This is a genomic window from bacterium, from assembly GCA_013360195.1.
Taxonomy (GTDB): Bacteria; Electryoneota; RPQS01; order RPQS01; family RPQS01; genus JABWCQ01.
This window is the reverse complement of sequence record JABWCQ010000003.1, coordinates 139,135-153,210: the sequence shown is the minus strand read 5'-3', so window position 1 is coordinate 153,210 and position 14,076 is coordinate 139,135. Positions and strand designations below refer to the sequence as shown.

Genomic DNA, 14,076 nt, shown 5'->3' with positions numbered 1-14,076 from the left:
AATGCTAACTGTGATTCTTCTCGATTGGTTTGGGTTTACCGTCTTCGTCCACTGAAACGAAAACAGCACTTGTCTTGACAACCACCGTGCCGTCTGTACGCACCGCTTCAATCTCAAAGGAGCAGCTTGTGCGTCCAATCCGGGGGTTCAAGCAGTAGAAGTGGATGATGTCACCTTCGCGCACAGGGTGATGAAACTCGAATTCTCCGAATTTCAATGTCACCATAAACCTGGCTCCGGTATGTTCCCGGGCGAATATTGCCGCCGCCTCATCCACCCAGGCCATCATGTTTCCACCAAAAAGAGTCTTGTTCACTCCAAGATTCTGCACGAGGCAAACCTTGGAAGAGACTTTGTAGCGTCCGGGCGTGTCGGTGTGAGTCATTATTTCAGCAAGAACATTTTGCGGTCAAAGCGGTGCTCGCCAGACTGCAGCCGGTAGAAGTATACACCGGAAGGGAGACCAGAAGCATTGAATTCAACGGAGTGCCGTCCGGGCTGCAAGGCGGCGTTCTCAAGCACCTGTTGCTCCAGCCTGCCTTCAATATTAAAGACGAGCAGGCTGACGTTTGCCGCTTGCGGGAGGTCGAATGTAATAAGTGTGCTCGGGTTGAACGGATTCGGATAGTTCTGATGCAGAGCGAATTCCGTGGGCAGCAAAGCGGGGTCAAAAGCCGCGAGATTAGGTGTGCCATTGGCAATCAGTTCAATAGAGTCCGGAGAGCTTGGCGCAGAATGTTGGATGACGAGCCAGCCGCGGACTTCGCCCAATTGGGTCGGAACGACACGAGGATATACCCGCAGCAGCGGACCAGGCTGAATACTGACGGGGCCGCTGAAATTTACACTAAATGGAGCTGACGTTGTCATCGAATTGATGGACAGAGCCACATTTCCTTCGGCACGCAATCCAACCAGAACACTGTCCATCGTGTTTATCGGAACATCGCCAATATTCGCCACTTGGCCTGTGAAAAAGACGATTCCGGATGTAATCGCGGTGGCGGTAATTTCGCAGGATAACGCCGCCCCCGGCCCGTTGTGATGAAAAGTCACTGTGCCAGTCTGTGTTCCAAGCTCTTGCGCATCAAACGACACCATAAATGTTTGATCACTATTGGGCTGAAGACTGACAGGAGCCTGAGGAGTGACGGTGAAGGGTCCTGAGACATCAATAGACGAGATGTTCAGCACTCCTCCGGCAGCAGGATTGGATAGAATCAAGGCACCATCTGCCGGTATGCTCTGCAAAGTCGTGTCAATCCTTAGCGGGCAGCCAAGGAGATAGGGAGTTGCAGGATCGACAGATTCAATGCTTAATCTGTATGGCTGAATAGAGTTGTTCGTTGCACCGGAAACGAGCAACTTCAGGTTTGTAACATTCGACGGGACGTCATAGCGGAACAATTCGTCTCCATTCCCGATTCCGTGATCCGGTGCGGAGATCAAGAAAGTCGTATCAGGTCCGGCATACAGCGAGATGTTCAGGTTTTGGTCGTCATTAGTGTTATATGTGGTGCCTGATTCGCAGGAACCGTCGCCGTTCTGCTCACCTTCAAGATAGATTCGTCCCGCAGGTTCCACCCGAATCGTCAGTGAGCGACCCGACACGACGTTCAGCCTCCACCAGTCAAGGTCCGTATTGTCATCGAGACTAGCCAGATCGACAATTCGTGTCCCGGAAACCAGACCCAAGTCGTAACCAGTGTTATGAGTGTCATTCGGCTCGTAGGGATCACCATAGCCGCGTTGACCGGCAAGAATATCGTCGTGCTGGGGCCCGTCAAAAGCCGGAGTGTAATTGGGCTCCATGAGTTTTGTCGAGTTTATCGGGCATACGTGCTCGATGCCCAACCCATGGCCGTGTTCATGCGCGACAACATTCCGCAGGAAACGGAAATTCAGGGACGGGTTGTTCCAGTCTTCTTCCGCGTCCAGTACCATGTCACCCCGGTTGGGAAAGAAGTTGTAGGCCAGTACACCGCTTCCGCCGTCAATCTCCGTTGATGCAATACGTATGTCACCTCTGACGCCGATAACACCGGGGCTGTTCTGTCCCCACGAGGCTCCATCGTCAGGAGAAAGAACGTAGGTGTTTCCCGTGACTTCGCTCCAGCGATCGAAGACTTGTGCAAAAATCGGCTGCCAGTTGTCGGGCGAACCAAACAGAGAGTTCATGGTTTCAAACAGTACATTCTCGGAACCCTCAATATTCACACCGTCCGGCACAAAACTGTAGGTCAAGGTGACTCCATCGCCCTGGGTGCCCGTTGCTCCGTGAGCGGTGTTGGTCCAACGACCGCCGAGGTTGTAATCCAGGACATCGGTCCGTCCGAGGAGGCGTTCAGTCCATTCGGCCATATACTCGGGGTCAGTTCCTTCGGCAAAGCAGACAGCTAAAGGCTCGTTTCCGCTTGATTCCGAAAAATCTTCCTGCACACTTACGGGGTGCGGCTGTGGGGCAAGTGTCACCACCATGCACACCAGGAGCAGAGCAAACGTGGTGTTCAGTGCAACGCGCATGGTTGATTCCTCTCTAAACTATTGTTTCTTTTTGCCTAATCTTTTGGACCCGGTACCGACCTAAACAGTAATTATACGCACAAGCTTGCCGGAATGCAAGCTACCTGTTAACAAAGTTGAGTCTCAAATGCAGGCCGGGAAATTGCAGACAGTAATCTAACCGGGCACTCGGATAATTGTTGCTTTTCCCGAGTTTTAGCTCTATTATTATGATTCGGGTCCCGAAGCTGCCCGGATATAGTTGTGTAACGTTACGATGAAACAAATGGGTCCACGGATGAAGATTTGTCTGAACCATTTCGCCGCGGCGCTGGTGTTTGCCGCGATTTGTTTGCTTGCTGTACCTAACAACGCGATTTCTCATGATGGCTGTCCACGATGTGGCAAGGCCGCCGATGAGAATTCCCTGTGGGCGCCTGTTGTGTCGTTAGACGGTAAAATCGCCTATACGACGGGATTGGCGCCCAAAATGTATTGTTTCGGGCCGGATACGCCTGAAGACGTCATTGATCGTTTGATGAGCAGGATATACCTTAATCCTGCTTCATATATCAGTAATTCCCGTTGGACATCAACTGCCAGCGGGACTACAGGCGGACAAGGCGATCCCACAGTGCTCACATACAGTTTTGTGCCGGACGGAATCACCGTTCCTGACGATCCGCCGCCGAATGGATTTGGAAACCAGACGAACAACATCCACGCAATGATGACCAGCAAGTTTGGCAGCATCGCGGCAGGCAAAGCGAAGTTTCGACAGGTCTTTGACCGCTGGCAGGCACTAACCGGGCTTACCTACATCGAAGAGACCAATGACGATGGTGCAGCGCTATTCAATTCGCCCGGCCAACTTGGAGTTCGGGGCGATATTCGGTTGTCAGCAGTTCCGATGGATGGTTCCAGCGGTGTTCTAGCCTACAACTATTTTCCCAACACGGGAGATATGGTATTGGATAACGCCGAATCGTGGCAATCGAGCGCAAACGATTACCGCTACTTCCGAAATGTGGCAGCACACGAAGCCGGACATGGTATAGGACTTTCGCATGTTTGTCCGGACGATTGCCAATTCCTGATGGAACCGTTCATTTGCACGGCGTATGACGGTCCGCAGCATGACGATATCCGTGGCGGACAGAGGCAGTACGGAGATTCCGCCGAAACCAATGATACGCCGGGCACGGCAACTCCGTTTGGCAATGTCCCCGACGGAACGACCACTCTTCAGAACATGTCCATTGACGACAATGGTGACCAGGATTACTACGCTTTTACAGTGCCGGTGAACAAGCAGATAACAGTAACGGTAACTCCGGTTGGACAATTCTTTGACCAATGCGCACAGACTTCGCAATGCACATGCTCGGCCGGCGACACGGTCAGGACCACGGATGACGTAAATCTGTCCGTCCGGCTGTACGGAACCAATGGGACAACTGTATTGGCTGAAGCGAGCGGAAACGGCGCCGGGGTGGCAGAGACCATTTCGAATACTTCACTTCCAGGTTCGGGAACCTATTATATCCGAGTCTATCAAGGGACAACAAACGCCATTCAGCTGTATACTTTGAGTTTCACAATAAGCGCCTCAAACGTACCGGCGATAACCTTAACGCAGCCCAATGGCGGTCAGGTTTGGAATGCCGGTACCAATCAGTCCATTACGTGGACTTCACTCAACGTAACGGGCAACGTGAACATTGAAGTGAATCGAAGCTATCCTGCAGGCGCATGGGAATCTGTCGTCGCAAATACAGCGAATGACGGCAGCCATGTTTGGAATGTCACCGGTGCCTCAACGTCATCCACCTGCAGAATTCGCGTCACAAGCATCAATTCTCCATCTGCCACGGATTTCTCGGATAATGATTTCACGATTTTTGTGCCGACGATAACATTGGTTTCGCCGAACGGCGGCGAATCGTTTAACGCGGCGTCCTTTGTGCCCATCAGTTGGACTACAAATGGCGTCACCGGCAATATCACGATCGAATTGAATCGGAATTATCCGGCAGGTGCATGGGAGTTCGTCGCGACCGTCCCAAATGCAGGTGCCAATCAGGTATTGGGTGCTCCGGCGACAACGGCGGCAAGACTGCGGCTCACATCTGTGAATGAACCCGTGGCCGTGGACATTTCCGACGCCAATTTCGAGATCTTCGTCATTAACAACGCACCGGTCGTCAGGCATGACCAGCATGGTGACGTCGAACCCGGAGTGACCACGTTTACGGCTTTGATTACTGATGACGGTGGTCCGATAACAGCGTCTCTCCATCACCGCGTTGCGGGCGGCGGGGCATTTACGTCCCTGAACATGCCAACAACCGGCAATCCCGGCGAGTATTCGGGTTCATTTGTCACTTCGGAGGGAGCGTATGAGTACTTCGTCCGTGCAACTGATGGGGTGAATACAGTAGACACCGATACGTTTGATTTTGATGTCGAAGATTGTCCAGCTGCGATTGTCTTTGATGATGGAACGGCGGAAGGGTACAACTGGGCAAACGAAACTCCATTTGCATGGGCGGTGAAATACACGCCGCCTGCTTATCCCTTCCTGCTGTGCGGATTTCAGGTCGCCGTGGCAAAGTTCGCACCTGACAGCGCGCACTCACCCATACAGGGAAGAGTACTCCTCGCGGACGGCAGCGCGGCCATGCCCGGGACAATCATATTCAGCGAAGTGAGCGGCTCGGTTGGAAACGTCATTGGCGGCTTGCCCGGCGGACAAGTCGCGTGGGCGACAGTTTCCACGCTTGATGCGTTTGGCTCCCCGCTGATTCTTGGTCAGCCTTTTTATGTATCCGTGGACAATCCAATCGGCGGCAAGTATGAAGCCTTCGGACGCGATGATAATACCGCCAGCTTCAATAGCTTCTTCTTTGATGGTTGTGACTCCGTTTGGTACGCTGAGACAGATTTGGTTCCCAATGCGCAAGGCGGGCAACGTATGATTAGATTGCTCGGTGCATCCATACCGGCACCAACGCAGTTAACCATAATAAGCGCTGGAAATGATATCGTTCTGTACTGGACAGGTTCGGGCGCACCGTACTATAGAATTTACTCTGCAACGACGACAGGCGGACCGTTCACAACGCTGGAGGGTTCTACAAGCGCGACGACGTTCACGGACGCAGGAGCAATTACTTCCAATGACGTGAAGTTTTACGTCGTCGTTTCGTCTGCAACGCCATAAACCTCCTTACTGCTTTGCGCGGGGCCAGGCTTTGCCTGGCCCTTTGTTTTTTTTGGATACAGGCATATGACATTTGTGACAAAATTCTATATCATGTATTATTGAAACTGCACTGTATCGTCAATTAGGCGACTTCAGACTAAATTACGCAAATACAGATGTTTAAACTTATTGCGGAGATGGTTTGGAGGATTGCGAGTAGGCGATACGTGCCGCGGAGAGAGGCATAGAAGCTCTTCCTTAACGAAATCCTAATCAATTTTCTGGTCCTGCGGAGGAATGTCCCGATGAAACTCCTGAAATCTTTAATGTTCTTAATTGTACTTGGGCTTTGCATCAAAAGCGCAAATGCACAAGCAATCACGGCCATTCTTGTCTATGAGAATCCGACAATTGGATTGGGTTGCGGCTGCAATCCCGATGGCCGAACTCCGTTCGCGGACGGAACAGTGTCTTGGTGCCTGTTCTGGGATCGCACAGCAAACGGCGCTGATGAAAGCGATGAACTTATTCCAGTCGGAACCGACCCTGGCTATGCGGACTTTTCCTGTCAAGCCTTTAACGGCAACGCATTTTTTGGTGTGCCAGGGAATTTCTTAAGCGATCCAGCCGTCAACATACCGAATGCGCCGGAAGCGCCGGATCAGCCGGTGTATTTTGTAAAAGCTTCCGGTTCCAGCTGTTGCTGGGTTTCTGACACGTTTCGTCTAGCAATTGGTTTGCAGGACGTCGTTTTAACTGACGATATGTGGACATGCGAAAACGTGGCGTGCCCCATAGGAGACGAACCGGATCCCGTGACTAACGTCGAGGTCTCCGATGGCTTGAGCTGCACCGAAGTTACTGTGTCATGGAATCACACGGGAGAGGGGATTACTGGTTTCATACTTTTCCTTTGGGATAGCGAAACGGACGAATGGGTCTTTCAAGCTCAGTTAGCGGATACGTTCCGCAGCCGTCGAATGCCCGTCTGTGCCGATGGTGAGGTTCAGGTCGGTGTTCAGGCTGTAAATGGCTCAGCAGCGGCGGACATTGTTGCCGGTGTGGGCAGAACATTTCTGCGGCACTTCGATCCCGCAAATGAATTTGACCTTGCAGGCTCGGAACTGACAATGCACTTTGTGCGCCCGCCGCAAGGGGATTTGTGTCTTGCCCGCTTGTACTTTGATCTCTACAGCGGTGGTGCGTTTGTTCAGAGGATTTGCGAAGTCACCGATCCGGATATGCTTGATATCTCTACACTCACTTGCACGCTTCCTGCCGCTGTGCCCAACCCGAGCTGTATGGTCGTCATGCATGACAGTTCCACGTCGGATGCTGTCGGGCGGTGTGGACTTACCGATACCATTTCGTTTGAGTACTCGACAGACGCCGACGATGATCCTTTGCTTGCACGTGAATTTGCACTTGAGCAGAACTATCCCAATCCGTTCAACCCGGCGACAAGTATTCAGTTCACGGTTCCAACAGACGGTGTTGTAGAGCTTGCCATCTTCAATTTGATCGGCGAGCGGGTAGCGACATTGGTTTCGGGGTCTGTGAACGCGGGTGTGCACAATGTCAGTTGGAATGCCGCGGATGTGCCGAGCGGAATGTACTTCTACAGGCTTGTGATGGGAAATCAAATTCAGACAAGAAAGATGCTGCTACTGAAGTAGTATTCGTTTACAAGAACGAAAGAGCCCGCTGCGATTTCGCAACGGGCTCTTTTCTTTGCAGAAAAGAATTCAACGAGGGCTTCTTGAACGTCTCATCGGACTTTCCACTTCAAGTTCGGCGTTGTACGTAGAATAGTCAAGCGCGACGTGATGGGCGGGACCTTCATCAAAAGTGAAGTAAAGCACAGTCGACGGGTCGGATTCCCTGAACACTCCCCGTGCAGGCGGCGTGAAATCCTTCGTCCAGAGACAATGATCGCTTATCCGAACATCATCAATCCAACCGTCGAATCCACGGGGCGAGTTATCTTCACCGACGCCGTTGCCAATAAAAAGGGGCTTTTTGGTGATACTTAGCGCCGTATTCGTCGGCACGGCTGTCACCAGTTTTCCATCGACGAAAAACCGCAGGAATCTGCCGTCTGCGGTCACGGCGATATGCTGCCACTCCCAAAGCGAGACAGACTTGGCTTCCGAAAGCTGCCAGCCTGATTCACGATTCGCTCGAAATCCGATTCGGCCTTCATCTGACAGATACAAAGTCAGACTTGAGCCTTCCTGATCAAGAATTCTGCCGCGACCGCCTCCCCCCTGCGTTCTGGGACGAACCCAGACTTCAAACGTGTACTTCGCCGCTAGATTCAAGGATTGAATCCCTGTAACCTGGGTTACTTCAGCTCGTGCGTTTTTGCCGTCGAACTCGAGACAGTAGTCGCTGTTCGCAGCGTTGGCCGTCTGAAGTGCGGCAGCAAGCAGAAAGCAGGCAATGACTTTCATTCCTTTTTGATATCAACTTCGGGCTTAAATTTGGATCGGATAATCGGTCCAAGGTCAGCGATTTTCGCCGCTTCGGCGTAGGGCAGTTTCCTCTCCTCAGCGATCGTTTTGAAGAAACCGTCATCGTCACCTCCGGCAACGACCACGATTTCCGAAGAGTTTTCCGCACCAATTCTATTGAAGGCGTCTGACAAAGCTCCACGACGGTTCTTACCGCCCAAGTGAATCGCCAGGACCGGCAGCTTATTCTCATGCGCCGCCTTGAGCAGTGCAGAGATGCGCGCCGACTCCTCATCAGCACTGACTTTTGCTGCGCCGAGTCCCTTGCTCGAACCGCCCAGCACGATGATTACCGACTTTGCACTCGAGAGATCCTCTGACGTTGCCAGCGGCTTGAATTCGAATGGAATTGTGTCGCGAGTCAGCAGGGTTTTGACCATTTGAGGGTCCGCACTTTGCCCGGCGCTAGTCAAGAGGACCGGAGTTGCGAATTCTGCAGCGTGAGATAATATTGTTACAAGCACGCAGATTGTGACAATAGTGATTGCTTTCATCCAGAACCTCTATCTTAGATTTTTATTTTGGCAAAAGGTACGTCCCGAGCTTACGCTCAAGCAGTTCGCCGTATGAGGGCAAGCCTGAGATGACAATTTGCTTTTCGGGATTCAGGCCGCTGAACGAACTGATCAGTTTTTGCATTCCCGCCAGATGCCTGCCCACGCGCACTTCCAGGGAAATTCCAGAGCTGTCGTATGGTACTCGAGTCATCTCGATTTGCGCGGCCTTCATGTACATCGGATCGTGACCAGTTAGCACTAGTTCCGGTGTTGTCCGGCCCCGGAGCCTCCCTTGGATGACATTGGCAGACTCCATTAACGTTGCAAAACATGATGTATGGTCACCAAGTTCACGGTGAGACAGTCCGTGGTAGTTCGGCGGTGACGGTTCGAGTGCAAAATCCAGTCCTTCCAACTGAAGTTCAAGTACAGCGTTGGCAGCGCAATCCATTGCCCGTTCGTGGGCAACAATGGCATTAATGACCGGGTATTCCAACGATGCTTCATGCAAGTCGATGACCAGATCCACATCCTCCGCCTCGATGAACGTTGCTATAGCATGAGCGATTTGCTCGGTAAACGTACCGCCTTTTCGACCCGGATAGCATCGATTTAAGTTACGACTATCGGCGCCTGAAAGTTCCTGTCCGGATGGGTAATGAACATAGACCTCCGGATCCGGCCATTGATCAAGCGGGTTCGTGTAGCGGCTGCCCATACGGAATGAGCGAAGCCCGTGTTCTGTTGGAACGTCAAATTTCTGGGGATGTGCCTCACCGGGCAAATTGTGTGTAAGAGCGGAACGGTTGGCACGCGGAATAATCAGAGCTCTCCCTTGGAGCACTTCAATATTCTCTAACGCAAGATAGGCGGCGATGTAACTTGCAGGTTCGTCACAATGTGTGCCGCCCAGAATGAGCACAGTCCCGCCCTGTGTGCCGGACTCAAATTCAAAAATTTCGGTATCTGCCCGCGAACCGGCAATCTCCGGACTGTACGCGGACAGTTTCAACGTTGACGTCAACGCGGCTGACGGATAAAGTTGTTCATCCACATGCCCGCGACGAAAACTCATCCCAGTGTATATGGATACGCTGAACACAATGGCCAGGACTATGGCGGCGCGAATCGACGATTTCATTTTAGCAATAGAATTCGCAAGAGCAGAGGAATCAACACCACACCGGCAGATAGTTGCCGTCTCCAGTCGGCGGTCTGAAACAGGTCCTTTGCTACCAACGCAAAGACAAGGCACGAGATTGTCCAATAAGTCCAAAAAAGCATCTATACTCTCACCAGCAAGTTGCCGATATCATTGGCAAAGTAGATGAACGCAATTGAAATCAGTATTGAAATTGCGACAACCCAAATCGAGCGAACCAGAATGCTGTTCGTATTCGATTCTCCGACGACAGGCCCGGCAAGCAGCACGGCCAATCGAGTCGGCGGCATGAAATCACCAACTGACGCAAGCATTGAAAGCGCCGCCGCAACAAGAATGTTATTTCGATCGAGCAGCGCGAGCAAAATGGGCACTCCGAGCACGACACTTGAGCCATACGCAGAGACACCACCAAAGAGCGGCACAAGAATGGCCATTCCGAGAAACAGCTGCCACTCCGGAAGCGCGAGCAAGTTAATCACAATCCAGCCGCGGGCTCCCGTCAAAGTAAGAACTTCGATGAAGGCCCCAATACCCGCCAGCAAAGCAAGGATAGAAAGAGATTGAGTGATTGACCAATTTGCGGCGTCACCGATGTTGACTTTATCACCTGTGAAGAATCCAATTGCGGCGCTGACGAGAAATATCAACGGAATTCCCAAATACGGGATTTCCCCGGGGAACAGTTTCTCACTTAGCAGCAGACCGACCAGGACAATTAACGGAAAGTAGAGTCTCAGACCGTATTCGCGGAACCTCGAGGCCGGCAGGACCGCGAGGGACTTTTGCATATCAAGTTTTCGAAAATACTTGCCTATCAAGAGAAACGCGGTGATCGCCGCCGCGGGTATCGTCAATACAAAAAGAGGCAGGTCAAAACCAATGTAGGGCATGTCTACACCTGCTCCAATGAGCATAGCACAGATATTGACAGGAGGCGCAACCATTCCAAAGAATGCACCGGACGCTATAAACGCGCCCGCAACAGCCGGAGGGGCCCCTGCAGCAAGAATCAGCGGCGCGACCATTGCTCCGGTCGTCAACACACACGGCGCTGTCAGCCCGGTAAACATACCGGGAAACATGACGAAGAGCATGAGCAGCGAAACCAGAACAAACGGATTTCGAGCGAAAGTCTTGACGGTCCAGACGTTCAGAGTACTGAGTGCGCCGGAACGCTCGAAAACTGCCATAAAGAACAGCGAAGTCACCACGATCAACATCGGGTCAAGGTACAGCAATGTGCCCTCAACGATGAAGCGCAGTCCAATTCCGTTCCCCGAAGCAAGACTACCCGCGAGGGCAGACAAAAGCAACGAAACCCCTGTCGGCAACCGCAGCGCAAAAACTCCAGTGCACAGCACCAGAACCATCACGAGCAGTGACAGACCTTCGCTCAAATTCACTCCGTGAAGTATACTGAAGAAGTCCCGTGACGAGGCAGCGGCGACGGGTCCACAGGTATTCCTGCTTGTTTCGCCAATTCCTCCACGTGCAGCAGATTCAGGACCGGTACACCGCTGAAAAGGAAGTCGAAGACGATACCGCCGGACGTCTGTGAAACGTTTCGCTCCCAGTCATTGCTTTCGGGGCTAATCAAGCCTCCGGGCAACTCCCTGCCTTCCGGACCTGTGCCAAGCATGAGGTGATTCCCCCCGACATTGATCAGCATTGAATATCCGCGAGGATCGCCGAGCAGATCAAGCCGTTCTTGATATTGTGCCCGTTTGTTTCCCGCGTCCAATAGCGGATAGTCGAGCAACGCACACTTCTTTCGCAACTGGTTGAGGGTTTCCTCGGACAATCCCCCGCCGACATCTCCCGTGCCACCCAATGTAACGAGGTCGCTGCGGCGGGATAGGATTCCATCGCGAACAAGAATGTCCTCCATATCTATCCATGTCATATCAAGCTGATTCGCGCCGTAACTAGATGCGCCAAGGCTCGCAACTCGAAAAGAGGGAATGTTCAATTGCTCAAGAGCGCAGACGAGAGCAAGATTGAGTCCGGGAAGCGAGCCGGTCATGGTGACAAGCACTGAGTCGTTTTCATCCAGTCCTTGCTCACTTAACAATCGAACGAGGTAAGCCGCGAAATCAGGATTCGTCGCAGTTCTCTTGGCCGTGAGATAACCGACGGTTGTTGTAAGCGGCGTGTATTCGTCGCCCACCATACCCGTCCGGTTGACATCAAGCTTCTCGTTTGTCAGACCTAGACGTGACTTTATCAAGTAGATCTTTCGCTCAGCCTTGTGCATTTGCTGAGCTGCTGCGATCATCTTGTCATGGTATTGATGCCATTCAGCCGCACAGGTTGACATGTACCCCAGCGACAAAGCAAGAAGTACGGCGGAAAAGTACACAGGAGTTTTCATATTCGGTCAGTTTCCGTCTGCCGCTCCGTCGCGTCTTGGGTCAGAACTGCCTATCATAGTTGCGTCTGTCGGGGGGAAATGAACAGCCTGAACACCGCCGAAGTAGTTGCTGATCGGCTCCGTTGCGTAGGGCTTCCATCCTTTCGAAGCGAGGGAGTCAAGTGTCGATTGCGGAAGGCGGGTCTCGTAGACAAGATTGACACCGGCTGGGAAGAACCTCGGAAGGTCCAGAGCTTCATTTAGCGGCAACTCAAACTCCAGAACCGCAAGGATAACTTGAACCAACGCAGCCGGAATGCGTGGACCTCCGGGAGTTCCGATCAGCAGGACCGGCTTGCCGTTCTTGAATACCATCGTCGGTGCCATGCTCGATACGGGACGACGGGCCGGCGAAATCGGATTGACACTGGTCGTGTCACTGTTAAAATCGGCGCAATGATTATTCAATAGAAGACCCAATTCCGGAACAATAACGCCCGATCCAAAGAAGTAGTTGATGGATTGCGTCATGGAAACGAGATTCCCGAATTGATCTGCAACGACCAGATGAGTCGTGTTGCCCGGACCAAACGCGCGCAGCGAATCCATTGGAGTCATGCGTGCGGGAACAGAATCGGACCGCATGGAATCGCGGACTGCGTTGAGATAGTCAGACGACAAAAGAGCAGCCACCGGAACGGCAGCAAAATCAGGGTCACCAATCCATGCTGCGCCGTCGGTTCGAGCCTGCCTGATTGCAGTTGCGACGGTGTGAATATATTCTGGAGTGAGCAGACCCATTGACTTTATGTCAAATGCTTCAAGTAGCTTCAGAGTCTCGAGCATAATCAAACCGCCACCGGCAGGAGGAGATGTTGTGACTATCTCCCAGTCGCGATATCTCAAGCGAAGCGGTTCACGTTCCACCGGAGAATAGCTATTCAAGTCCGTCTCTGTAAGCTGGCCGCCATGAGAACGAGCGGCTTTGACCAAATAAGTTGAGTAGGGTGGAAAATAGAGATTCTCAAGTCTCGTCTTGGACAGGAAGTTCAGAAGCTCTGACAATCTGGGTTGCTTTATACGAAATCCAGCTGCCGGTGGAAGTCCTGCCTCAAGAAATGTGTTTGATAGAAGCGAATCCTTGTTCAGATCTTCGACGTAGTCAAATATTATTGCGGCTTGCTTCTCAGAAATCTCGTAACCTGTGTCGGCGATAGCGACCGCGTCGACGAATAATTCCGGAAGTGTCCGAGTTCCGAAACGGCGATGCAATTGCTGCCACCCTGCAGGAGCGCCTGGAACGAGGACGGATGATCCGCCTGCCCGCTGAGTGAGCTTCAAAGTGTCTTCAGTTTGAAAGTACACTGCTCGGTTCATGCGCTTGGGGGCTCGTTCACGGTAATCCAGCATGTACACCGAGTCAACGGACTTATCGTAGTAGAGAGCGAATCCTCCTCCGCCCAAGCCGCTGGCGTGAGGTTCCACCACATTCAGGACAGCGAGAGCTGCAAGTGCGGCATCCATCGCGTTGCCACCAGAGGCCAAAGCTTTCCGACCAGCGGCTGCGGCCAAGGGATGCGCACAAACAACAATTCCGGAATCAAAGACCGCAGGGACAGCCCGGACAAATGTTGTGTCAATCGGCGCAGGTTGGAGAGGCGTATCGGAGACGAGTGGCTTCGTTGAGGTACAAGCAGTAATGATCAAAAGCACACACAGTACTGTACCAAGAACATGGCTACTGAAACGATGTGTTGCAGAGGCTAAGTTGAGATTTCTCATAGAACTTAAATGAACAAAAATCATTGGCTAAAGTCAAGGAAACAACATTTCTTTCTATTTAT

The 14,076-nt window shown here is 52.2% G+C and carries 11 protein-coding genes; 2 read left to right on the top strand and 9 right to left on the bottom strand.

Features of this window, described 5'->3' with window-relative positions; genetic code table 11:
• Window positions 1-4: 4 nt before the first annotated feature.
• Window positions 5-385, bottom strand: a complete 381-nt coding sequence (locus tag HUU59_04245) for a hypothetical protein (GenBank protein ID NUO18638.1) — start codon at window positions 383-385, stop codon at window positions 5-7.
• Window positions 385-2,523: a matrixin family metalloprotease gene (locus HUU59_04240; protein ID NUO18637.1), complete on the bottom strand. Its 2,139-nt coding sequence runs from the start codon at window positions 2,521-2,523 to the stop codon at window positions 385-387. Before HUU59_04240 ends, HUU59_04245 begins: the two co-directional genes overlap by 1 nt.
• A 277-nt stretch (window positions 2,524-2,800) precedes the next feature.
• Between HUU59_04240 and HUU59_04235 the strand changes: the two genes are divergently transcribed.
• Together HUU59_04235 and HUU59_04230 are read left to right on the top strand one after the other, a co-directional pair.
• Window positions 2,801-5,725 carry a matrixin family metalloprotease gene (locus tag HUU59_04235; GenBank protein ID NUO18636.1) on the top strand — a complete coding sequence of 975 codons (2,925 nt, stop codon included), beginning with the start codon at window positions 2,801-2,803 and terminating at the stop codon, window positions 5,723-5,725.
• 287 nt (window positions 5,726-6,012) lie between these two features.
• Window positions 6,013-7,383, top strand: coding sequence for a T9SS type A sorting domain-containing protein (locus tag HUU59_04230; GenBank protein NUO18635.1), 1,371 nt, complete (start codon window positions 6,013-6,015; stop codon window positions 7,381-7,383).
• Between the two features lie 69 nt (window positions 7,384-7,452).
• Here the strand turns inward: HUU59_04230 and HUU59_04225 are convergent, their stop codons facing one another.
• The 7 genes from HUU59_04225 to ggt are packed head-to-tail and all read right to left on the bottom strand — an operon-like array spanning window position 7,453 to window position 14,014.
• A complete protein-coding gene (locus HUU59_04225; GenBank protein ID NUO18634.1) occupies window positions 7,453-8,160 on the bottom strand; it encodes a LamG domain-containing protein in 708 nt (235 codons plus the stop codon).
• The gene (locus HUU59_04220) at window positions 8,157-8,714 is read right to left on the bottom strand and encodes a hypothetical protein (GenBank protein NUO18633.1); all 558 of its coding nucleotides are present in this window, start codon (window positions 8,712-8,714) and stop codon (window positions 8,157-8,159) included. The genes HUU59_04225 and HUU59_04220 overlap by 4 nt, the downstream gene beginning before the upstream one ends.
• A gap of 22 nt (window positions 8,715-8,736) precedes the next feature.
• Complete coding sequence (locus tag HUU59_04215) at window positions 8,737-9,858, bottom strand: succinylglutamate desuccinylase/aspartoacylase family protein (GenBank protein ID NUO18632.1); 1,122 nt, start codon at window positions 9,856-9,858, stop codon at window positions 8,737-8,739.
• On the bottom strand, window positions 9,855-10,001 hold the full coding sequence (locus HUU59_04210; GenBank protein ID NUO18631.1) for a hypothetical protein: 147 nt from the start codon (window positions 9,999-10,001) through the stop codon (window positions 9,855-9,857). Before HUU59_04210 ends, HUU59_04215 begins: the two co-directional genes overlap by 4 nt.
• Window positions 10,002-11,279, bottom strand: coding sequence for a TRAP transporter large permease subunit (locus tag HUU59_04205; protein NUO18630.1), 1,278 nt, complete (start codon window positions 11,277-11,279; stop codon window positions 10,002-10,004).
• Window positions 11,280-11,281: 2 nt separating this feature from the next.
• Window positions 11,282-12,253 carry a poly-gamma-glutamate system protein gene (pgsW, locus tag HUU59_04200; protein ID NUO18629.1) on the bottom strand — a complete coding sequence of 324 codons (972 nt, stop codon included), beginning with the start codon at window positions 12,251-12,253 and terminating at the stop codon, window positions 11,282-11,284.
• A gap of 6 nt (window positions 12,254-12,259) precedes the next feature.
• Window positions 12,260-14,014 (bottom strand): gamma-glutamyltransferase, encoded by a 1,755-nt coding sequence (gene ggt, locus HUU59_04195; GenBank protein ID NUO18628.1) that lies wholly within the window; start codon window positions 14,012-14,014, stop codon window positions 12,260-12,262.
• Window positions 14,015-14,076 lie beyond the last annotated feature (62 nt).

Coding starts and splice junctions, on each gene's coding strand:
- HUU59_04245 (NUO18638.1), bottom strand. CDS start 385: ATGACTCACACCGACACGCCCGGACGCTACAAAGTCTCTTCCAAGGTT.
- HUU59_04240 (NUO18637.1), bottom strand. CDS start 2,523: ATGCGCGTTGCACTGAACACCACGTTTGCTCTGCTCCTGGTGTGCATG.
- HUU59_04235 (NUO18636.1), top strand. CDS start 2,801: ATGAAGATTTGTCTGAACCATTTCGCCGCGGCGCTGGTGTTTGCCGCG.
- HUU59_04230 (NUO18635.1), top strand. CDS start 6,013: ATGAAACTCCTGAAATCTTTAATGTTCTTAATTGTACTTGGGCTTTGC.
- HUU59_04225 (NUO18634.1), bottom strand. CDS start 8,160: ATGAAAGTCATTGCCTGCTTTCTGCTTGCTGCCGCACTTCAGACGGCC.
- HUU59_04220 (NUO18633.1), bottom strand. CDS start 8,714: ATGAAAGCAATCACTATTGTCACAATCTGCGTGCTTGTAACAATATTA.
- HUU59_04215 (NUO18632.1), bottom strand. CDS start 9,858: ATGAAATCGTCGATTCGCGCCGCCATAGTCCTGGCCATTGTGTTCAGC.
- HUU59_04210 (NUO18631.1), bottom strand. CDS start 10,001: ATGCTTTTTTGGACTTATTGGACAATCTCGTGCCTTGTCTTTGCGTTG.
- pgsW (NUO18629.1), bottom strand. CDS start 12,253: ATGAAAACTCCTGTGTACTTTTCCGCCGTACTTCTTGCTTTGTCGCTG.
- ggt (NUO18628.1), bottom strand. CDS start 14,014: ATGAGAAATCTCAACTTAGCCTCTGCAACACATCGTTTCAGTAGCCAT.